20 protein-coding genes are annotated in these 20137 nt (G+C 69.1%); 11 read left to right on the top strand and 9 right to left on the bottom strand.

The window, feature by feature from the left end; all coding sequences use genetic code 11:
• Positions 1-47 precede the first annotated feature (47 nt).
• Positions 48-251: a hypothetical protein gene (locus K3G64_RS15195; protein WP_238885439.1), complete on the bottom strand. Its 204-nt coding sequence runs from the start codon at positions 249-251 to the stop codon at positions 48-50.
• 38 nt (positions 252-289) lie between these two features.
• Here K3G64_RS15195 and K3G64_RS15190 point away from each other — a divergent pair, with 38 nt between their 5' ends.
• Positions 290-1195, top strand: a complete 906-nt coding sequence (locus K3G64_RS15190) for an AIM24 family protein (RefSeq protein WP_238885437.1) — start codon at positions 290-292, stop codon at positions 1193-1195.
• 1 nt (position 1196) lies between these two features.
• On the opposite strand, the gene dtd is transcribed toward K3G64_RS15190, so the two are convergent.
• The gene (gene dtd, locus K3G64_RS15185; protein WP_238950697.1) at positions 1197-1628 is read right to left on the bottom strand and encodes a D-aminoacyl-tRNA deacylase; all 432 of its coding nucleotides are present in this window, start codon (positions 1626-1628) and stop codon (positions 1197-1199) included.
• 88 nt (positions 1629-1716) lie between these two features.
• Between dtd and K3G64_RS15180 the strand changes: the two genes are divergently transcribed.
• From K3G64_RS15180 to K3G64_RS15170, 3 genes are read left to right on the top strand one after another with little or no spacing between them, the layout of a single operon-like run.
• Complete coding sequence (locus K3G64_RS15180) at positions 1717-1923, top strand: heavy-metal-associated domain-containing protein (RefSeq protein ID WP_238885435.1); 207 nt, start codon at positions 1717-1719, stop codon at positions 1921-1923.
• Positions 1923-2825, top strand: a complete 903-nt coding sequence (locus K3G64_RS15175; protein WP_238885433.1) for a hypothetical protein — start codon at positions 1923-1925, stop codon at positions 2823-2825. The genes K3G64_RS15180 and K3G64_RS15175 overlap by 1 nt, the downstream gene beginning before the upstream one ends.
• Positions 2815-5058 (top strand): heavy metal translocating P-type ATPase, encoded by a 2244-nt coding sequence (locus tag K3G64_RS15170; protein WP_370647201.1) that lies wholly within the window; start codon positions 2815-2817, stop codon positions 5056-5058. The genes K3G64_RS15175 and K3G64_RS15170 overlap by 11 nt, the downstream gene beginning before the upstream one ends.
• Before the next feature lie 17 nt (positions 5059-5075).
• Here the strand turns inward: K3G64_RS15170 and K3G64_RS15165 are convergent, their stop codons facing one another.
• The 3 genes from K3G64_RS15165 to K3G64_RS15155 form a co-directional block, all read right to left on the bottom strand.
• Positions 5076-5492: a hypothetical protein gene (locus K3G64_RS15165; RefSeq protein ID WP_238885429.1), complete on the bottom strand. Its 417-nt coding sequence runs from the start codon at positions 5490-5492 to the stop codon at positions 5076-5078.
• A 61-nt stretch (positions 5493-5553) separates the two neighbouring features.
• Entirely contained in the window at positions 5554-6786 is a 1233-nt protein-coding gene (locus K3G64_RS15160) for an HNH endonuclease signature motif containing protein (RefSeq protein ID WP_238885428.1), read from the bottom strand.
• A 178-nt stretch (positions 6787-6964) separates the two neighbouring features.
• Complete coding sequence (locus K3G64_RS15155; RefSeq protein WP_238885426.1) at positions 6965-8083, bottom strand: adenylate/guanylate cyclase domain-containing protein; 1119 nt, start codon at positions 8081-8083, stop codon at positions 6965-6967.
• Positions 8084-8119: 36 nt separating this feature from the next.
• On the opposite strand from K3G64_RS15155, the gene K3G64_RS15150 reads away from it, so the two are divergent.
• Positions 8120-8611, top strand: coding sequence for a DNA-deoxyinosine glycosylase (locus K3G64_RS15150; RefSeq protein ID WP_238950695.1), 492 nt, complete (start codon positions 8120-8122; stop codon positions 8609-8611).
• Here K3G64_RS15150 and K3G64_RS15145 read toward each other — a convergent pair.
• Positions 8608-9984, bottom strand: coding sequence for an amidase (locus K3G64_RS15145; RefSeq protein ID WP_238885425.1), 1377 nt, complete (start codon positions 9982-9984; stop codon positions 8608-8610). The two genes, K3G64_RS15150 and K3G64_RS15145, sit on opposite strands and share 4 nt — an antisense overlap.
• A 38-nt stretch (positions 9985-10022) precedes the next feature.
• Between K3G64_RS15145 and K3G64_RS15140 the strand changes: the two genes are divergently transcribed.
• Both K3G64_RS15140 and K3G64_RS15135 read left to right on the top strand, forming a co-directional pair.
• On the top strand, positions 10023-10460 hold the full coding sequence (locus K3G64_RS15140; protein ID WP_238950694.1) for an HIT family protein: 438 nt from the start codon (positions 10023-10025) through the stop codon (positions 10458-10460).
• A 5-nt stretch (positions 10461-10465) separates the two neighbouring features.
• Positions 10466-10921: a nitroreductase family deazaflavin-dependent oxidoreductase gene (locus K3G64_RS15135; RefSeq protein ID WP_238885424.1), complete on the top strand. Its 456-nt coding sequence runs from the start codon at positions 10466-10468 to the stop codon at positions 10919-10921.
• Here K3G64_RS15135 and K3G64_RS15130 read toward each other — a convergent pair whose 3' ends face one another.
• Together K3G64_RS15130 and K3G64_RS15125 are read right to left on the bottom strand one after the other, a co-directional pair.
• Complete coding sequence (locus K3G64_RS15130; protein WP_238885423.1) at positions 10922-11959, bottom strand: LLM class flavin-dependent oxidoreductase; 1038 nt, start codon at positions 11957-11959, stop codon at positions 10922-10924.
• Between the two features lie 52 nt (positions 11960-12011).
• Positions 12012-12845: a uracil-DNA glycosylase gene (locus K3G64_RS15125; RefSeq protein WP_305071259.1), complete on the bottom strand. Its 834-nt coding sequence runs from the start codon at positions 12843-12845 to the stop codon at positions 12012-12014.
• A gap of 76 nt (positions 12846-12921) precedes the next feature.
• Between K3G64_RS15125 and K3G64_RS15120 the strand changes: the two genes are divergently transcribed.
• Positions 12922-14145: an MFS transporter gene (locus tag K3G64_RS15120; RefSeq protein WP_238885422.1), complete on the top strand. Its 1224-nt coding sequence runs from the start codon at positions 12922-12924 to the stop codon at positions 14143-14145.
• Positions 14146-14154: 9 nt separating this feature from the next.
• Here the strand turns inward: K3G64_RS15120 and K3G64_RS15115 are convergent, their stop codons facing one another.
• The gene (locus K3G64_RS15115; protein WP_238885421.1) at positions 14155-16776 is read right to left on the bottom strand and encodes a LuxR C-terminal-related transcriptional regulator; all 2622 of its coding nucleotides are present in this window, start codon (positions 16774-16776) and stop codon (positions 14155-14157) included.
• Positions 16777-16892: 116 nt separating this feature from the next.
• Between K3G64_RS15115 and K3G64_RS15110 the strand changes: the two genes are divergently transcribed.
• The 3 genes from K3G64_RS15110 to K3G64_RS15100 all read left to right on the top strand — a co-directional run bounded on the left by K3G64_RS15110 (position 16893) and on the right by K3G64_RS15100 (position 20136).
• Positions 16893-18257, top strand: coding sequence for an FAD-binding oxidoreductase (locus K3G64_RS15110; RefSeq protein WP_238885420.1), 1365 nt, complete (start codon positions 16893-16895; stop codon positions 18255-18257).
• Between the two features lie 68 nt (positions 18258-18325).
• Positions 18326-19555 carry a cytochrome P450 gene (locus K3G64_RS15105; RefSeq protein WP_238885419.1) on the top strand — a complete coding sequence of 410 codons (1230 nt, stop codon included), beginning with the start codon at positions 18326-18328 and terminating at the stop codon, positions 19553-19555.
• Positions 19555-20136: a TetR/AcrR family transcriptional regulator gene (locus tag K3G64_RS15100; protein WP_238885418.1), complete on the top strand. Its 582-nt coding sequence runs from the start codon at positions 19555-19557 to the stop codon at positions 20134-20136. The genes K3G64_RS15105 and K3G64_RS15100 overlap by 1 nt, the downstream gene beginning before the upstream one ends.
• Position 20137 lies beyond the last annotated feature (1 nt).

Here is a 20137-nt window from a genome sequence, read left to right as displayed (position 1 = left end):
CAGCGAACTCTGGTCGCGAGGCGTCCGGCCGGTGCCCCGACCGCCGGTCAGCCGCGCTTGAGCAGCAGCGCGGCGCCGCCGGCGACCACCATGGCGATCAACAGCAGCACCGCTAGCGCGGGACTGACCAGCCACCACACCAACCCCACCGCGATGAGCGCAGGCGACGCGACGAACAACACCATCCCGGGATGCTGCTTGACCACCGCGAAAGCGCTCTGCGCCCGGACGCGGTCGATTTCCTTTGCCATGGCCCAAGAATGCCAGTCGAACGCATAGTTTGGAGGCCATGACAGCACCGAGCAATGGAAGTTGGCGGCCCGATCCCGAGGGCCGCTACGAGTACCGCTGGTGGGACGGGCAGCGCTGGACGGATCAGGTGCACCACCAGGGCCAGATGGGTAGGGCGCCGCTGGGCGGACCGCCCCAGGAACAGGCGCAGCACCGGCCGCAGCATCAATCTCAGGCACAGCCGCAGGGCGCCGCCCAGGCGAGCGCCCCCGCTCACCACGGGGGCGACGGCTTCGCGGGCATCACCGGCGATCTGGTCGATGGACGCTTCAGCGAGAAGGAGGCGAAGCCGATCGGGAACCAGAACACCAAGCTGCTGCGCGTCCGGCTGGGTGAACCGTTCATGGCCCGGCAGGGCTCGATGGTGGCGTATCAGGGCAACGTCGACTTCGCGTTCGAGGGCGGCGGCGCCTCGAAGTTCATCAAGAAGGCGCTCACCGGCGAAGGGCTGCCGTTGATGCGGTGCCAGGGCCAGGGCGACGTCTTCCTCGCCGACCGCGCCTACGACGTGCACCTGCTGAACCTCAACAACTCCGGGGTGTCGATCAGCGGAAAGAACGTGCTGGCGTTCTCGTCGAGCCTGGACTGGAACATCGAGCGGGTAAAGGGCGGCAGCATCGCGACCGGCGGGCTGTTCAACACCACGCTGCGCGGTACCGGATGGGTGGCGTTGACCACGGACGGCCCGCCGGTGGTGCTCGACGCGGGCGAGGCTCCGACGTTCGCCGATACCAATGCGGTGGTGGCGTGGTCGGCACATCTGCAGACGCAGCTGAAGACCAGCTTCAAGGCCGGGGCGTTGATCGGCCGGGGGTCCGGTGAGGCGGTTCAGGTGTCGTTCCACGGCCAGGGTTTCGTCATCGTGCAGCCGTCCGAGGGCGCACCCCAGGTGCCCACGCAGTAGCTCAGAGCTCGAGCAGCACCGTCACCGGGCCGTCGTTGACGAGTTCGACGCGCATGTCGGCGCCGAACACCCCGGTTTCGACATGGGCGCCCAGTGCGCGCAGCGCATCCGCGAAGGACGTGACCACCGGCTCGGCGACGGCGCGGGGGGCAGCCGCGTTCCACGCCGGGCGCCGACCCTTAGCGGTGTTGGCGTACAGGGTGAACTGGCTGACCACGAGGACCGGCGCGGAGATGTCGGAGGCGGACTTCTCGTCGTCGAGGATGCGCAGCTGCCAGAGCTTCTCGGCGAGGCGCTGCGCCGTGGCGGCATCGTCGTGGTGCGTCACCCCGACCAACGCCAGCAGACCTTGGCCGTCCGGCCGGATCTCGCCCACGACCTCGCCGTCGACCGTCACGGCGGCCGAACTAACCCGCTGCACGAGCACTCGCATGGTCGCCGATGGTGCCACGCCCGCCGGAAGCAGGCCCTCGGCGGCGCGGGTTTGCATACCCTATAGGGGTATAGGTATGGTGGGTGACATGACCACGACGACTGTGACCGTGACCGGCATGACCTGCGGACATTGCGAGACCTCCGTGCGTGAGGAGATCGGCGAGATCGCCGGCGTCACCTCTGTCGAGGTCGACGTCGCCAGCGGTGTGGTCACCATCGGCAGCGACACCCCGGTGGAACGGGCCGCGATCAAGAGCGCCGTGGAAGACGCGGGCTACCGGCTGGCCGACTGATGCGCACGGGTACCCGGATCGCCGCCTTCATCGTCGCGCTCGCGACGGTGTTCGCGGTGGCAATCTGGGTCGGCAAGACCGTGGGCCCCGACGGCGCCGCGCCGCAGCACACCGCGCCCGCCGCAGCCGATGAGCCGCCCGCAGGATTGCAGTCGACCCAGGACGGCCACACGCTCGACTTGGCCGAGACGATCTACCCCGCCGACCCCGAATCCGTGTTGCGTTTCCGCATCCTCGGCGCCGACGGCACACCGGTGACCCGGTACGACGAGGCGCACGACAAGCTGATGCACCTGATCGTCGTGCGCAACGACCTGACCGCCTACCAGCATCTGCATCCGGTGCTCGACCCGTCGGGCGACTGGCAGGTACCGGCGGATCTGAGCCGCCCCGGGGACTATCGGGTATTCGCCGACTTCGTTCCCACCGGCGGCCCGCACCTGACGCTGGGCGCCAACATCCACGTCGGCGGCGACTACGACCCCAGGCCCCTGCCCGCCGTGCAAGCGCGGTCGGCGGTCGACGGCTACACCGTCACCTTGACCGGTACACCGAAGGCCGGCGAGGCGTCGATGCTGACCTTGTCGGTTGCGCACGACGGCGCGCCGACCGACGATCTGCAGCCGTATCTGGGCGCATACGGTCATCTCGTCGCCCTGCGCGCCGCCGACCTGGCGTATCTGCACGTGCACCCGGCGGGCGAATCTGGTGACGGCACCACCGCCGCCGGGCCGGACATCGATTTCCACACCACCTTCCCCAGTTCGGGTGACTACCGGCTGTTCCTCGACTTCCAACACGGCGACGTGGTGCGCACCGCGGAGTTCACCGTGTCGGTCGACGAGGCTGAGCAGGCACCCGCCACCACCGCGGAGCACAGCGATGACGACCATGGCCACTGACAACCCGGCCACCGACACCGCCACCCTCGAGTTGTCGATCGAGGGCATGACCTGTGCCTCTTGTGCGAACCGGATCGAACGCAAGCTCAACAAGATCGACGGCGTCACCGCGACGGTGAACTTCGCCACCGAGAAGGCGAGCGTCGAGTATGCAGGCGATGTGAGCCCCGAAGCGCTTGTCGCGACGGTCGAGGCGGCGGGATATCAGGCCCGCATGCCGGACGATGACCAGGTCGCCGACGCGGTGGTCGAAGAGGATCCGACCGCGCCGCTGCGCCAGCGGCTGTTGATCTCGGCGGCGCTGACGATCCCCGTGATCGCGATGGCGATGGTGCCTTCGCTGCAGTTCACCAACTGGCAGTGGTTGTCGTTCACGCTGGCGGCTCCGGTCGTGGTGTGGGGCGCGTGGCCGTTCCACCGGGCGGCATGGACGAACCTTCGGCACGGCACCACCACGATGGACACGCTGGTGTCCATGGGCACGCTGGCCGCACTGGGCTGGTCGGTCTACGCGCTGTTCTGGGGCACTGCCGGTGCCCCGGGGATGACGCACGGGTTCGAGTTCACGCTGTCGCGCGTCGACGGCACCGGCACCGGCAACGTGTACTTCGAGGTCGCTGCCGGTGTGACCACGTTCATCCTGGCCGGCCGCTATTTCGAGGCGCGGTCCAAGCGCCGGGCCGGCGCCGCGCTGCGCGCCCTGCTCGAGCTGGGAGCCAAGGATGTCGTCGTCCGCAAGAACGGTGTCGAACAGCGTATTCCGATCGACCGGCTGCGGGTCGGCGACGAGTTCGTGGTCCGGCCGGGAGAGAAGATCGCCACCGACGGAGTGGTCGTCGAGGGCAGCTCGGCCGTCGACGCGTCGATGCTGACCGGCGAGTCGGTCCCGGTGGAGGTCGGCCCCGGCGAGCAGGTGGTGGGCGCCACGGTCAACGTCGACGGCCGGCTCCTGGTACGGGCGAATCGGATCGGCTCGGACACCCAATTGGCGCAGATGGCCCGCCTCGTAGAGCGGGCACAGAGCGGCAAGGCCGAAGCGCAGCGGCTGGCCGACCGGATCTCTGCGGTATTCGTGCCGGTGGTGATCGTGTTGGCGGTCGCGACACTCGGGTTCTGGCTCGGCACAGGCGGTTCCGTCGCGGCGGCGCTCACGGCGGCGGTGGCGGTGTTGATCATCGCGTGCCCGTGCGCGCTGGGCCTGGCGACGCCGACCGCGCTGATGGTCGGCACGGGCCGCGGCGCGCAGCTCGGGATCCTGATCAAGGGTCCGGAGGTGCTTGAGTCCACGCGGCGGATCGACACCGTGGTTATGGACAAGACCGGCACGATCACCACCGGAGCGATGACGCTGCTCGACGTGATCAACGCCGATGGCTCACGTGCCGACGACGTGCTGCGGCTCGCGGGCGCCGTGGAGGACGGTTCGGAACATCCCATCGCCAAGGCGATCGCCGCCGGTGCGCGCGACAAGCTGGGTGAGCTGCCTGCGGTGACAGCCTTCACCAACATGCGCGGGCTCGGCGTGCGGGGCACCGTCGAAGGGCGAGAGGTGGTGGCCGGGCGCGCGCGGCTGTTCGCATCACAAGACTTCCCGCAATCTCTCGAAGACGCCATGCGGCAGGCAGATTCACAAGGCCGGACGGCGATCGCCGTCGGCTGGGCGGGCCGCGTGCACGGGGTGCTGGTGGTGGCGGACGCCGTGAAACCGACTTCGGCCGAGGCCATTGCACTGCTTCGCGATCTCGGGTTGACACCGCTGATGCTGACCGGTGACAACGAGGCCGTGGCGCGCACGGTCGCCCGACAGGTCGGCATCGACGAGGTCATCGCCGAGGTGCTACCCGAAGACAAGGTCGTCGCCGTCGAGCGACTGCAGTCGCAGGGCAAGGTGGTCGCGATGGTGGGCGACGGCGTGAACGACGCCGCGGCTCTGGCGCAGGCCGATCTCGGGCTGGCGATGGGAAGCGGCACGGACGTCGCCATCGAGGCCAGTGACCTGACCCTGGTACGCGACGACCTACGGGCGGTACCGGACGCGATCCGGTTGTCGCGCAAGACGTTGTCGACGATCAAGGGGAATCTGTTCTGGGCGTTCGCCTACAACGTCGCGGCGCTGCCACTGGCTGCGGCGGGGCTGTTGAACCCGATGATCGCGGGTGCGGCGATGGCGTTCAGTTCGGTGTTCGTGGTGACCAACAGCCTTCGGCTGCGCCGCTTCTCACCGAACCGGTAGCGGCGCTTCAGTGTCGCCTACAGTGTCGCGGTGACCGGGCCGAGCACCTGGCAGTTGGGTGCGTACGCATCCCAGAACAACGTGCCGCAGCCGCGGCCCGTCGAGCGGTACGTCGCGCCGGGCTGGTAGGGCTCGAAGAACACGTGCGCGGGGGCCGGGCCCCTTGCCTGCGTGCACTGACCCTGCGAGTCCTGGCCGTCGACGTACACACACGCCACGCTGTATCCAGGCCGGAACGCGCCCGCACAGCCGGCGACCGTGACCGTGGCCGTGACGCGGCTGCCCCCCTCGGCCTGAACCACCTGCGGCGGTGACAACGTGTATGCACACGGCGGCGGGGGATCGCCGGGGCCGGCGCTTCCGACGCCGGCGCCAGCCACCGCAGTCGCCGCCATCACCACGACCACCCACGCAAGGTTGACGATCCGGCTCATCGTCCGATGGTAAGCCTCGGCGAGGCCCGATGACCCGGAAAGTGGGCAACAGCGTTGTCCCCTACGATCCTTGGTCTTCTTCGGGGAGCAGGTACTTCTCGGGGCGGTGGTAGTTGTTGACCCGGTCCTGTCCGGTGTCCATCGCCGGCGGCGGCAGCCACTCGATGCGGCCGTCGGGACGGATGCGGGTGCGCCAGCCGCCCTTTTCGACCAGCCGGTTGTCCGGCCCGCACGCCAGCGTGAGCTCGTCGATGTTGGTTTGGCCGTCGTCGGCCCAGTCCTTGGCCGCGTGATGCACCTGAGCCCGGTAGGCCGACGCGGTGCAACCAGGTCTGGTGCAGCCGCGGTCGCGCGAATAGAGCACCAGGCGCTGTGCCGGCGTGGCCAGCCGCTTGGCGCGTCCGAGATACATCGGCACCTCGCGGTGGTTCTCATAGACCACCAGATAGTGGTGGCTGGTGGCAGCCATGGCGATCAGATCGGCCATCGGCAACAGGGTGCCGCCGCCGGTGACGGCGAAGCCCGCGGCCGACTCCAACTCCTTGAGCGTCGTCGTCACGACAATGGTGCTCGGCAGTCCGTTGTGCTGGCCCAGCTCTCCTGAGGCCAGCAGCGCCCGGCCCATCGCGGTCAACGCGTCGTGGTTGCGCTGGCCGGTGGTGCGGGTATCGCCGGCCTGGTGCGCCCGGCTGGGTTCGCCCTCGACGCAGGGGTTTTCGTCGCCCGGATTGCACATCCCGGGCGCGGCGAGCTTGGCCAGAACCGCATCCAGCGTCGCGCGCGCCTGCGGGTCGAGCAGCCCGTGCACCTTGCTCATCCCATCGCTGCCCTGCGCGCCGACGGTGAAGAACCGACGCCGCGCCCGCTCCTTGTCGTTGGGCATCGGACCGTCCTCATCGAGCAGCAGCATCAACCGGTCGGCGACCTTGGTGAGGTGCTCGGGGCGCAGCCCGGCGCCCACCGTGGCCAGGTCTGCCTCGGCCAACTCGCGGGCCTGATAGTCGACGTGGCCCGGCAGCTTGGCGAAGAACCGCTCGATGATCGCCACGTGCTCGGCGCCCAACTCCCCGCGGGCCTGTGCGGCCGCGGTGCGCTCCAACACCGGCACCAACGGCTCACCGGTCAATGCCCGCCGCGGCCCCAGCACCTGCGCCGAGGCGACCCGCCGGTTGGCCTCCTTCATCGAGATCCGCAACGCGGAGGCCAATGCATCCGGCCACGAAGCGGCGCCCACCTCATGGGGCACCGCATCGGCGGCCAGCTGACCGATCAACACATGATCGACCGCAGACACCGCACCGAAAAGCCTCACGACGGGCCAACACAGCCAACACCTCAGCCGGCGACAGCGAGTCGTAGGACAACTCGGCCACCTTCACCAACGCGGCCTCCAACTCGTCGTAGACGGCGTCGACGCTGGGTCTGACCGGGACCATGAATCGAACACTAGTTCGAGGGTCCGACAAGTTCGGTCAGTCGCCGGCCCGACGCACCCGGAACAGCTTGACGTCGGACTTGATGCCCTTGAGGTGTCGGGCGCCCGCGAACGACCACGTGAATCGCTCGTCGTCGCCAATGGCGTCGCGCGTGGTCTCCGAGGCGAGCACCGACGCCGGCCGGGCGGCACCGGTGACGCGGCTGGCGAGGTTGACGGCGCCACCGAACCAGTCACCGGCCCGGCTGACCGCCATCCCGGTCGCCAGCCCGACACGCAACCGCGGCAGATCGTCGTCGCCCTCGGTCTGCTGACTGAGCGTCAGCACCGCCTCCAGCAGCGGCACCGGGTCGGGGCTGACGAGCATGACCTCGTCACCGATGGTCTTGACGAACCGGACGGGCGGCACCGACACCTCGTGCGCGAGATCGGAGAGCCGGTGAGCGAGACGCTCCAGGTCCTCCGGCGGCACCACCTCACCGAGGCGGGTGAATCCGACGAGGTCGGCGAAAGCGATGGTCACCAGGCGAGCACCCGGCAGCCGTTGTCCCTCTGCGCGTTCGGAAGCACTGATGGCCTCCGTCTCCATCAGGTGCCGAAGTTGCAGCCGCAGCATCTCCTGGATCATCGGCCCGAGCAACGGGTCGGCCGCACGCATCAGCGCTTCGGTGTTCTTGGCGATGACGAGTTCGGATGCCGAGGGATCGAGCACCGACGCCAGGCCGGCGTAGCGCATCGTCTCGGCTGCGCGGGACAACCCGTCGGCGAGCAACCGGGTGATCTGCACGATCTGATCGGGCTCGATGCCCATCTCGATGAAACGCTGGGCGAACGTGGCGGCCTCGGCGTCGGCGCGAAGGTACACGGCCGCATCGGGGTCGTCGACCGTCGGCAAGCCCATCGCATGCTGGATGCGCTGCAGCAGGTCCAGGTCGAGGCCCGTCTTCTCACTGGTCTCCCGCGCCGAGACATAGGTGCCGTCGTCGCCGAGGACGCGGCGCGCGGGAAGCAGCATCGGCATGAACACGTTGCGGATCTGCTCGACGGTGATGCCTTCGTCCAGCAGCCACGAGAGGAGTTCCGCACGCTCGGCGCGGGCGGCACCGTCGAGCCCGTCGAGCAGACCGGACGCGTCGAGGTCGTACTCATCGGCCATCGCCTCAACGTATACCGCGTGGGATAGTCGAACGTGATGACCTCACCGGTGTTGTACGGGCTGCCGCCGATCATCGACCGCGGCGCGCACACCCTGATCCTGGGCAACATGCCCAGCGTGATGTCACTGACATCCCAGCAGTACTACGGGAACCCGCGCAATGCCTTCTGGCGGATCATGGGCGGGATCGCCGGCTTCGCCGAGGACGACGCCTACGCCGAACGGGTGTCGGCGCTGACGGATCGCGGACTCGCCGTGTGGGATGTGCTGCATTCTTGCCGGCGCATCGGCAGCCTGGACTCGGCGGTGGAGCCGGACAGCATGGTGCCCAACGACTTCGAGGTGTTGTTCGAGCGCCATCCGGGCATCACCCGGGTGCTGTTCAACGGCGCAGCCGCGCAGAAGAACTTCCGCCGGCTGGTGACGCTCACACGAAACCTCGAGTACCGGCGACTGCCGTCGACGAGTCCCGCTCAGACCATGCCGTATGCGGACAAGTCGGCAGCCTGGCGCGAGGCGCTGAGCTAGGACACCGGGGGCCGCCGGTGCGCCCACGGCCGCGCGTTCTCGAGCTGAGCACTCAACGACAGCAGTGTCGCCTCACCGAACGGCCTGCCCACCAACTGAACTGACGTCGGAATCCCGTGGTGGTCGAGACCCCAGGGAACGACGGCGGCGGGCTGACCCGTCACGTTGAAGATCGCCTGGAACGGCACCCGCGCCGCCACCAACGCCAACGTCGAGACCGCGCCCCGCCGTTGGTAGGCGCCGATGCGTGATGGCCCGGTGGCCGTTCCGGGTGTGAGCACCACGTCGGCCCTGTCGAAGATCGACAGGATGCGGTCGGACAACACGCTTTCCGCGGCCCTGATCCGGCGCATGCGCGCGTCGCCGACCAGCCCGCCCAGCCGTGCGAACGTACGCGTGCGCGCCTCCAGCCGGCCTGGATGCGGCAGCGTCTGCACGTCGTCGTACACACCCCGGAAGTATCGCGACAATGCATGTGCGACAGCCGATCTCGGATAATCGATGTCGCGGATCACCACCTCGTGGCCGAGCTCCCGAAGCAGCGCGACCGCTTCGTCGACCACCGCCCGCTGCGGAGCGCCGACCCGGGCCATCAGCGGCGGAGGCACCCTGATGCTCACCGCGATCCGCAATCGGCCCGGGTCGGTGGCCGCGGCTGCGCCGAAGGACGACTGTCCGGTCGACGCGTCGAGGAACAACGCCGCGTCGGCGACTGTCCTGGCGATCGGCCCGTTCACGCTCAACCCGTTCCACGCATCGTTGTGCGGCCCCAGCGGCACCCGGTCGCGTTGCAGTTTCAGTCCGAACAACCCGCACCACGTCGACGGAATCCGGATGGAGCCCATCCCGTCGGAGCCCAATGCCATCGCGGCAAGACCGGCGGCCACCGCCGCGCCGCTGCCGCCACTGCTGCCCCCGGGCGCGTAATCGGCGTTCCAGGGGTTGCGGGTCGCGCCGTAGGTCACCGTCTCGGTGAACGGCCAGATCATCATCTCCGGCACCGCGGTCTTGCCGATGATCACCGCGCCGGCCGCACGTAACCGCCGAACCACCTCGGCGTCGTCGGCCTTGGCCGGACCGTGCGCCGCGCTGCCAAACGTCGTCGTCTCACCCGCCACGTCGACGTCGTCCTTGATCGCGATCGGCACACCCAGCAGCGGCAGCCGTTCCCCGGCGTCGAGCCGGTCCTGGGCAGCCGCGGCCTCGCGCCGCGCACCGTCGGACCGCACCACCCGGTACGACCGCAGCAGCGAGTCCAACCGCTCGATGCGGTCGAGGTGGATCTGCAGCAAATCCACCGCGGTGATGGTGCCGGCGGCCAGCATCCGCGCCTGTTCAGCGGCGCCGGCGAAGGCGATGTCGCTGGTGTCCACAGGGCGCAGCGTAGTTCGTGACCGCTACCGTGGCGGGCATGTCGTGTGTGTTCTGTGCCATCGTCGCCTGCGAGGCGCCCGCCGTCCGCATTTACGAGGACGACGACTACCTGGCCCTGCTCGACATCCGGCCCTTCGCCCGGGGCCACACCCTGGTCATTCCAAAAGAACACACCGTCGACCTCACCGACACTCCGGCGGAGACCGTCGCCGCGATGGCCAGGATCGGTCAACGCATCGCCCGCGCCGCGCGGATCTCGGGCCTGCACGCCGACGGCAACAACGTCGTCATCAACGACGGTAAGTCCGCGTTCCAGTCGGTCTTCCACATCCACCTGCACGTGGTCCCTCGACGCAGCGGCGACAAGGTGTCGTTCGTGAAGAACATGCTGCTTCGGCGCGACCCCGACCGCGAGGAGTCCGGCCGCCTTCTGCGAGAGGCACTGGCGCAACTGGACTCCGCTGCGCCAGACTGAGCGCCATGGGAATGCCGTGGTGGGAGAAGCACATCGCATACCGCTTACTGCTGCTGCACGACAAGGTCTACAAATCGACCGACGGCCGGATCGGCCACACCATCCCCGGTGGGCCGCCGAACCTGATCCTTCGCACGGTCGGCGCCAAGACCGGCCGGCATCGGGCCAACACGCTCAGCTACGCGCGCGACGGCGACGACTACCTCGTCGTCGCCTCGATGGGCGGTGAGCCCAGGGCGCCGGGGTGGTACCACAACCTCAAAGCCGACCCGAACGTGGAGATCAACGTCGGCCCCAAGCGGATCCCGGTGACGGCCACTCCGGTCACCCATGACGACCCCGACTTCCCGCGGCTGTGGGAGATCGTGAACGACATGCGGGGAAACAAGAACCGCTACAAGGGATATCAGAAGCGCACCACACGTCCTATCCCGGTGGTCCGCCTGACCCCGAGAACATAGTCAGAAGAGTTCTTTGGCCAGCAGTTCCAACGTCTGCTGACGCGCAGGCGCGGTCGCCGGCGCCGTGCCGCGGCGCGCCGAAGCGATCGGGTTGACCATGATCTCGTCGACACCGAACTTCTCGGCGAGCGCTTGCATCTGATCGGCAGCAGCCGTCGGGTCACCGACGACCGCGCGTCCGAACGCACTCTCGGCGATCCGCTGGGCGTCGGGGGCGAGGTCCTGCTGCTGGGCATCCTCGACGAGATCGAGCGCACCCAACGGCTGGCCGGTTCGCAACCGCGCCATCATCTGCAGGTTGGGCAGCGCCAAAGCCGTTGCCTCGTCGGTTGTCTCGGCCACCACCGCGTTGACCGTCAGAAACGTCACCGGTTCCGGTGTCCGCCGGCTGGGCCGAAACTCCGACCGGTACACCGCCAGCGCCTCGGCGGTGCCCTGCCCCGAGAAGTGGTGGGCGAACACATACGGCAGGCCCTTGGCCGCGGCCAGATGCGCCGAGTACATCGAGGAGCCGAGCAGCCAGAGCCGAGGCTCGGTGACAGCCGCAGGCGTGGCTTTCAGGACGTAGCGCTGGTTCGGGATCGGCACCCGCACACCACGGGCGCCCATCAGCGCGGCGACATCGTCGAGGTAGTCGGGGAACGCCTCGATGTCCCGATCGTCACGGCCCGCGGCGCCGCGCAGCGCCATCGAGGTCACCGGATCCGAGCCGGGCGCGCGGCCGATGCCGAGGTCGATCCGGCCGGGATGCGCCGCCTCGAGAAGCGCGAACTGCTCGGCCACCGCCAGCGGAGCGTGGTTGGGCAGCATCACTCCGCCCGACCCGAGCCGCAGGTGCTCGGTGTGGGCGGCCAGGTGCGCGATCAGCACCGGCGGGCTGGTCGCCGCCACCGCGGGCATGTTGTGGTGCTCGGCGACCCAGTAACGCGTGTAGCCGAGGCGGTCGGCGGTCTGCGCGAGCTGGGTGGAGGCCGCCAGCGCGTCGGACGTCGACTGGTCGGTGCGCACCGGCACGAGGTCGAGGACGGAGAGCCGCATGGCAGCTACAACGCGTCCGTACCGACAGACGTTCCCCGAGCTGGTGCGCCGACTATCCGGCGGACGCCATCGCCTTGGCCCGCCCGAACACGTCGTCGAGCATGCCCGGTGTGAGCTTGCCGGTGAAAGTGTTCTGCTGGCTGGGGTGGTAGCAGCCGATCAGCGTGACGCCGCCGAAGTCGGCGGTGGTGCCGTGACCGAACACCGGCGCAGGCGTGCGCACGGTGATTCCGCCCGTCCGCAGCATCATCAGTGCGGCCCGCCAGGCGAACCCGCCGAGCGCGATGACCACGCGGACATGGGGGGCCAACAGCCGCCACTCGGCGTCCAGCCAGGGCGCGCACGCCGCGCGCTCCGCGGGGGTCGGCGCATTGGCCGGGGGTGCGCAGCGCACCGCCGCGGCCACCCGTGTGTCGTTCAGGGTCAACCCGTCCGCCGCGTCCACGCAGAGCGACTGGTTCGCCAGCCCGGCGCGGTGCAGCGCGGCGAACAGGAAGTCGCCCGAGCGGTCGCCGGTGAACACCCGTCCGGTGCGGTTGGCGCCGTGGGCGGCGGGCGCCAAGCCGACGATGAGGATGCGGGGCCGAGTCGATCCGAAGCCGGTCGCGGGCCGGCCCCAGTAGGGCTCGTCGGCATAGGACTTGCGCTTGACGACCTGCTTGCGGGCCACCTCTTCGCGCCACTCGACCAGGCGCGGGCATGCCCGGCACACCGACACCTCGGCGTCGAGTTCAGCGACCGTTTGCACCGCCGCCGCCATCGCCGTCACCGCGGCGGCGGTCGCGGCCACCGCGGTCCGAGTGGCCGCCGGGTCACCCGGCCACCCCGAACCCGGCGGTACCGGCGACGGGAACGACGCGCCGGTGCGGGGATGGGGCTGTGTCACGGCAACCACTGTGCACGGGCGCACAAATGGGATGCCGGGCGACCCCGGCCGCTGTTAGATTCTGGCGCGATAACCCATGACGAAAAGCCGGCGCGGTCCCATCCTGCTGATCCTGTCCGCCGCGCTGATGGCCGGTACGGGCAACGGCATCTCATTGGTCGCCTTTCCATGGCTGGTGTTGCAGCGCAACGGGTCTGCACTCGAGGCCTCGATCGTGGCCATGGCCGGGACGCTGCCGCTGCTGGCGGCCACCCTGATCGCGGGAGCGGCGGTCGACTACCTGGGGCGACGACGGGTGTCGATGATCTCGGATGCGTTGTCGGCGCTGTCGGTTGCCGCGGTTCCCGTGCTGGCGCTGACCGCCGGAGTGCAGGCGATCAACGTCGCGGTGCTGGCCGCTCTGGCCGCGCTGGGCGCCTTCTTCGACCCGGCCGGGATGACCGCGCGCGAGACGATGCTTCCGGAGGCGGCCGGCCGTGCCGGGTGGACCCTGGACCATGCCAACAGCGTCTACGAGGCGGTGTTCAACCTGGCCTACATCGTGGGTCCCGGCATCGGCGGACTGCTGATCGCGACGCTGGGCGGCGTGGACACGATGTGGGTGACCGCCGGGGCGTTCGGGTTGTCGATCGCCGCCATGGCCCTGTTGCGCCTGGAGGGCACCGGCAGGCCGGACCGTGACCTGCTCCCGGAGGGGGTCTGGGCGGGCATCATGGAGGGCCTGCGGTTCGTCTGGCACAACAGGGTGCTGCGCACGCTGGCGATCGTCGACCTCACGGCGACCGGGCTGTACATGCCGATGGAAAGCGTGCTGTTTCCCAAGTACTTCACCGACCGCGACGAACCGGCGCAGCTGGGCTGGGTTCTGATGGCGTTGAGCATCGGCGGGCTGATCGGTGCGCTGGGCTATGCGGTGCTGTCGAGGCACATGAGCCGGCGGACCACCATGCTGACCGCCGTGCTGACGCTCGGGGTGGCCATGACGGTCATCGCGTTCCTGCCGCCGCTGCCGCTCATCCTCGTGCTGTCCGGGGTGGTGGGCCTGGTCTACGGGCCGATCCAGCCGATCTACAACTACGTCATGCAGACGCGGGCGCCCCAGCACCTGCGCGGGCGGGTGGTCGGCGTGATGGGGTCGCTGGCCTACGCCGCGGGACCGCTGGGGCTGATCATCGCCGGGCCGCTCGCCGACTCGGCGGGGCTGCATGTGACGTTCCTCGCGCTGTCGCTGCCGATGCTGTTGCTCGGCGTGGTCGCGTTCTTCCTACCCGCGCTGCGCGAACTCGACCGGGCGGTGTGACGAGGAATCTCAGCTGGCGGCGGCGGGCCCGCGCCTGGCGATGTCGGCAAGTTCCTCGCGCGAGTTCGCGCCGACTCGCAGGCACGCCCGGTAGATGTGGCCCTCGACGCTGCGAACCGACATCACCAGCCTGGTGGCGATCTCACGGTTCGACAGTCCAGCCACGACGAACTCGACGACCTCGCGCTGCCTGCCGGTGAGCGGCCGACTGGCCGGGCTTCGCAGGGCGGGCGTGCACAAGCCGCCGCAGGCGTCGCTGACCTCCTTGGCGATCGCGGCGGCGCGCAGGCCGCGCTTGCGTTGCTGACCGCCGGTGAAGGCGACCGCAGCCTGTGCGGCGGCATCGGCGGCCGCGACCAGGTCACCGATCCGCTGATACGCGCTGGACGCTTCGAGCAGCCCCTCACCGTTGTCGGTGCACAGCGATTCCTGATGGCGGGCAACGGCTTCGGCCAGCGGCAGGGTCAACCGGTCGGCCAGTTCACGCGCACGCGACGCCGACGAGGAGTCACCCCACTGTGCCGCCGCCTGCAGGCAGGCCAGCTCGTGGGTCGGCTGGTTGCGCTCACGGGCCTGCCTCGCGGCGGCGCGCACAGTGGCGATCGCCTCACCCACGCAACCGTTGGCGATCATCGCCCAGCCCGTGGAGATGCTCAGCGCGGTGTGCATGTACAGGTAGTCGGCGGGCACACTCGACTCCGCTTCGGCGATCGCCTGCCGGGCCGCTTCGCCCTCGCCGAGCTTGGCGTGTGCCTCGGCCAGCCCGAAGCAGGTGGCCGGCCGCAGACCCGTTGTGACAGCGTGCCGTTCGACACCGGCCAGCGCCTCGTGCAGGAGCGTGACGGCGGTGTGCACATTGCCCCGCATCAGCTCCGCGTTACCCATCAGCGAGGTGAGGTTCGCGTAGGCCAGGCTGGGCACCTCGTGTGCCGAGTTCGCGAGTCGCTGCACCATCGTGCCGCATTCGCCGATGCGCCCGGTCAGCCGGCAGGCGCGGGCGTACACGCTGGCGAACCAGAACCGCATGTGCGAGGCCTGAAACGACGTCATCGCGCGGTCGAGTGCGGACTGGGCGACGGCGCTGAGGTCGTCGGCCCTGCCGAGCGCGCCCAATGCCATGGTCAACGCCACCGAGGCCATCATCGCGTGAAAGTCGGTCAGCAGCCCGGAATCCAATGCGGCCCTGGCCTTGAGCACCGCGGTGTCGCAGCGCGCGGACGCCGCGTCGACGCAGGCCTCCACAGCTGCGCGGGCGTACTGCTCCGCCGGCGTCTCCTGCTGCTGCGCCAACTCCGCCAGGACGGTTGCGGCGTCGTCGAGCCGGCCCAGCATCCACAGCAGGTTGGCCGCCCGCAACGTCGACCACTGATGCGATCCTTCGGCGCCGTCTCTGGCGATTTCACCGAGGACCTCTTCGGCCTGCGCCCCCCGGCCGAGCAGCAGCAGGTTGAGCGCCCGGATCAGCAACGCGTCGCCGGCGCCCGCCTCCGCGGCCGCCGTTGCGAACCGGTCGGCCAGCTCCAGGTCGAGCAGGGTCATCGCATGCTGCGCGGCCTGCAGGCACAACTGCGGGTCGGGCGGCAGGTCGGACTCGAGTGCGAGCAGTGCGCGTCGCACGGTGGCCTGCATGTCGGGGTCGGGGTCCTTGGCGAGCCGTTCGGCCAGCCTGCCGCGCAGCTTGCACAGGTACATCTCGCCTGCGCTCGCCCGGCGTAGTTCGCCGTAGAGGGGGTGGGACAGCCGGGCCACCAACTCCCCGCCGCTGCGTTCGACGGTCACCAGCCGCATCCGCTCGGCGGCCTCGAGGTCGGCCCGCGCCACCAGATCGCAGAGCACGTCGACGCCCAGGGGTTCGCACTGAGAGAGCGTGTCGACCACGAGCGCCACCTCGGGGGTGAGCCTGCGCAGTTGCCTGCCGACCATGTCGCTGATGCTCTGGGACACCGCGACGTCGCCGTCCCACACCCACACGCCTGCGCGCCGGCGGATGTGGCCCGCATCGATCTGGTCCTTGACGAGTTGGCGCAGGAACAGCGCATTACCTCCGGTCAGCTTCCAGAATCGCCGCGCGCTGCGGGCTTCCACGGCCCCGCCGAGCGTCTCGGCGATCATGCCGCGGGCCGCGTCCGCCGACAGCGGTTCGAGGTCGAGGCGGGCAAGCAGCCCGTCCTTCCACAGCGCGGTGATCGCATCGGGCTCGTCCACCCCGGAGCGCAGCGTGACAACCAGCCGCGTCGCCCGGCTCTGCGCCAGCTGGTGCACGACGTGCGCCGACAGCCCGTCGAGCAGGTGCGCGTCGTCGACACCGATCAGGATACGGCCGCGACGTTGTTGCGCGACAAAGGAATTGATCAGGTGCCGAATATTGGGCATGGGTTCGGCGATCGCGTCGCCCAGCATGGCCGTGAAGGCGCCCAGCGGTAGTGAGCGCGCGGACTCGGTGCCCACGATCCAGTTCGTCGGTTCACCGGCACGTTCGGCGAGCGCCAGCACCTCACGCGCGAGCCGGGTCTTGCCCACCCCCGCGGCCCCGACGATCACCACGCCGGATTGTTTCCCACCCCCGCCGAGCGCGCGGCGAATGGTCGCCAGTTCACCGTCGCGTCCTGCCAGCGGATCCCCGCCGATCACGGCGCGACTATATCCCGGGAGGTTTCGCGCCGAGTGGTTTTTCAATACAGGCGTACCGGTATTGCCGTCGGCGCCGGCGCTGCTTCGACCGGTGCGCGTGCTCGTACGATTGCCCTGTGCACACCGCCCTGGCCGATCTGGTCGTCGAACTGCCCGACGGTGCGGTGGTCACCGACCCCGACATCCTGGCGTCGTATCGGCACGACCGGGCCTTCGACCCCGGCGCGGGAACGGCGCTGGCCGTCGTGCGACCGCGCACCACCGAGGACGTCCAGGCCGTGCTGCGCTGGGCCGGCACCCATCGGATCGCGGTGGTGCCGCGCGGCATGGGCACCGGGCTGTCGGGCGGCGCGTCGGCGCTCGACGGCGCCGTCATCCTGACCACCGAGAAGATGCGGGACATCACCGTCGACCCGGTCACCCGCACGGCCGTCGTCCAGCCGGGCCTGCTCAACGCCGAAGTCAAGAAGGCCGCCGCGGAGTTCGGACTGTGGTATCCGCCGGATCCGTCGTCCTTCGAGATCTGCAGCATCGGCGGCAACGTAGCCACCAACGCCGGCGGGCTGTGCTGCGTGAAGTACGGCGTCACCACCGACTACGTCCTCGGGCTGCAGGTGGTGCTTGCCGACGGCACGGCGGTGCGGGTCGGCGGGCCGCGGCTCAAGGACGTTGCGGGTCTGCCGTTGACCAAGCTGTTCGTCGGCAGCGAGGGTACGCTCGGCGTCGTCACCGAGGTGACGCTGAAACTGTTGCCTGCGCAACACGCTGCGAGCACGGTGGTCGCCACGTTCGACTCGGTCGAGTCGGCGGCGCGCGCCGTCGTCGACATCACAGCCAGGATCCGGCCCTCGATGTTGGAGTTCATGGACGCCGTGGCCATCAACGCCGTCGAGGACAAGCTGAAGATGGGCCTGGACCGCGACGCCGCCGCGATGCTGGTCGCCGCCTCAGATGAGAGGGGGCCCGCGGGCCAGTCCGACGTGGAGTTCATGGCCGGCGTATTCACCGAACACGGCGCGAAAGAGGTTTTTTCGACGACGGACCCCGAGGAGGGTGAGGCGTTCGTGGCCGCGCGCCGGTTCTGCATTCCGGCCGTCGAAATGAAGGGCTCGCTGCTGCTCGAGGACGTCGGCGTGCCGTTGCCCGCGCTGGCTGACCTGGTCGGCGGGGTCGCGAAGATCGCAGCCAACCACAACCTGTTGATCTCGGTCATCGCGCATGCCGGCGACGGCAACACCCACCCGCTGATCGTCTACGACCCGGCCGACGCTGCGATGACCGAACGCGCGCAGCGGGCGTTCGGGGAGATCATGGATCTTGCGGTCAACCTCGGCGGCACGATCACCGGTGAGCACGGTGTCGGCCGGCTCAAGCGGCCCTGGCTCGCCGGTCAGATCGGACCCGAGGCGATGGAACTCAACCGCCGGATCAAGGCGGCGCTCGATCCGGACAACATTCTCAACCCCGGCGCGGCGATCTAGCCCGAACTGGCCGGCTGCTGCGGGAATGGGTATTGACACAGTCCCGGATACTGTCGTACCAATGAGACATGACAGCTACTCTGTCTCATAGCAGCCCGGTGCGGTTCCAGCTGGCCGACGCCGATACGTGGGCCAACCCCTTCGACATGTACCGCGCGCTGCGCGACCACGACCCCGTCCATCACGTGGTGCCCGAGGACAAGCCGGACCACGACTATTACGTGATGTCGCGGCATGCGGACATCTGGACCGCCGCGCGTGACCACGAGACGTTCTCATCGGCGCAGGGCCTGACGGTCAACTACGGCGAGCTGGAACTCATTGGCTTACAGGATAACCCGCCGTTCGTGATGCAAGATCCGCCGGTGCACACCGAGTTCCGCAAGCTGGTGTCCCGCGGATTCACGCCGCGGCAGGTGGAGGCGGTCGAGCCGAAGGTCCGTGCATACGTCGTCGAGCGCATCGAGCGCATCAGATCGAATGGCGGCGGCGACATCGTCAAGGAGCTGTTCAAACCCTTGCCGTCCATGGTGGTCGCGCATTACCTGGGTGTCCCGGAAGCGGATCGCGACCAATTCGACGGCTGGACCGACGCGATCGTCGCCGCGAGTACCGAACCCAACGGAGTGACCAGCGCCGGCGACGCGATCGGCGCCATGATGGGGTACTTCACCGAGCTGATCGAGAAGCGTCGCCGCGAACCGGAGGACGACACCATTTCGCACCTGGTGGCCGCAGGCGTCGGCGCTGACGGCGACATCAACGGTCTCCTGTCGATTCTGGCGTTCACCTTCACGATGGTCACCGGCGGCAACGACACAACCACCGGGATGCTCGGCGGTACAATGCAATTGCTGCACCAGCGCCAGGATCAACGGCGGATGCTGGTCGACGACCCGGCGCTGATACCCGGTGCCGTCGACGAGTTACTCCGCCTGACGTCACCGGTGCAGGGCCTGGCCCGCACCGCCACCCGGGACGCCACCGTCGGCGACACCACGATTCCCGAGGGCCGCAAAGTCTTGTTCCTGTACGGATCGGCCAATCGCGACGAACGCGAGTTCGGCTCCAACGCAGCCGAACTCGATGTCACGAGGGAGCCGCGCAATATCTTGACCTTCAGCCATGGCGCACACTTCTGTCTGGGCGCGGCAGCGGCGCGGATGCAATCCCGGGTCGCCCTGACCGAGCTGCTGAGCCGGATTCCCGACTTCCAGGTCGATGAGGACCAAATCGTCTGGGCTCCCGGTAGCTATGTGCGTCGTCCGCTGTCGGTGCCGTTCACGGTGACAGCCTGATGGCTGGCGACTGGCTCGCGGCACGCCGCACCGAGGTGGCCGCCGATCGGATCCTCGACGCCGCGGGCGAGTTGTTCGCCGAAAAGGAGGCCGCTACCGTCGGGATGCACGAGATCGCCTCGGCCGCAGGGTGTTCGCGTGCGACGCTCTACCGATACTTCGAGAACCGTGAGGCGCTCTACACCGCCTACGTGCACCGGGAGAGCTATCGGCTCTACCGCGAGATGACCGAGCAGATCAACTCGTTGACCGATCCGCGCGAACGACTGATCGAGGGAATGCTCGCCTCGCTGCGCAACGTGCGCGAAAGCCCGGCACTGGCCTCGTGGTTCGCCACGACGCAGCGTCCGATCGGCGCGGAGATGGCCGAGGAGTCCGAGGTGATCAAGGCGCTCACCGAGGCGTTCGTTATCTCGCTGGGGCGCGACGACCCGGACACGGTCGCGCACCGGGCGCGCTGGCTGGTGCGTGTCATGACGTCGCTGATGCTGTTCCCCGGACACGACGAGGACGACGAGCGGTCGATGCTCGAGGAGTTCGTGGTGCCGATCGTGCTGCCCAGCAGGCAATCCGCGCAGTGAC

It is taken from the genome of Mycobacterium sp. IDR2000157661, from assembly GCF_022317005.1.
Taxonomy (GTDB): domain Bacteria; phylum Actinomycetota; class Actinomycetes; order Mycobacteriales; family Mycobacteriaceae; genus Mycobacterium.
This window is presented reverse-complemented; position numbering and strand designations above follow the sequence as displayed.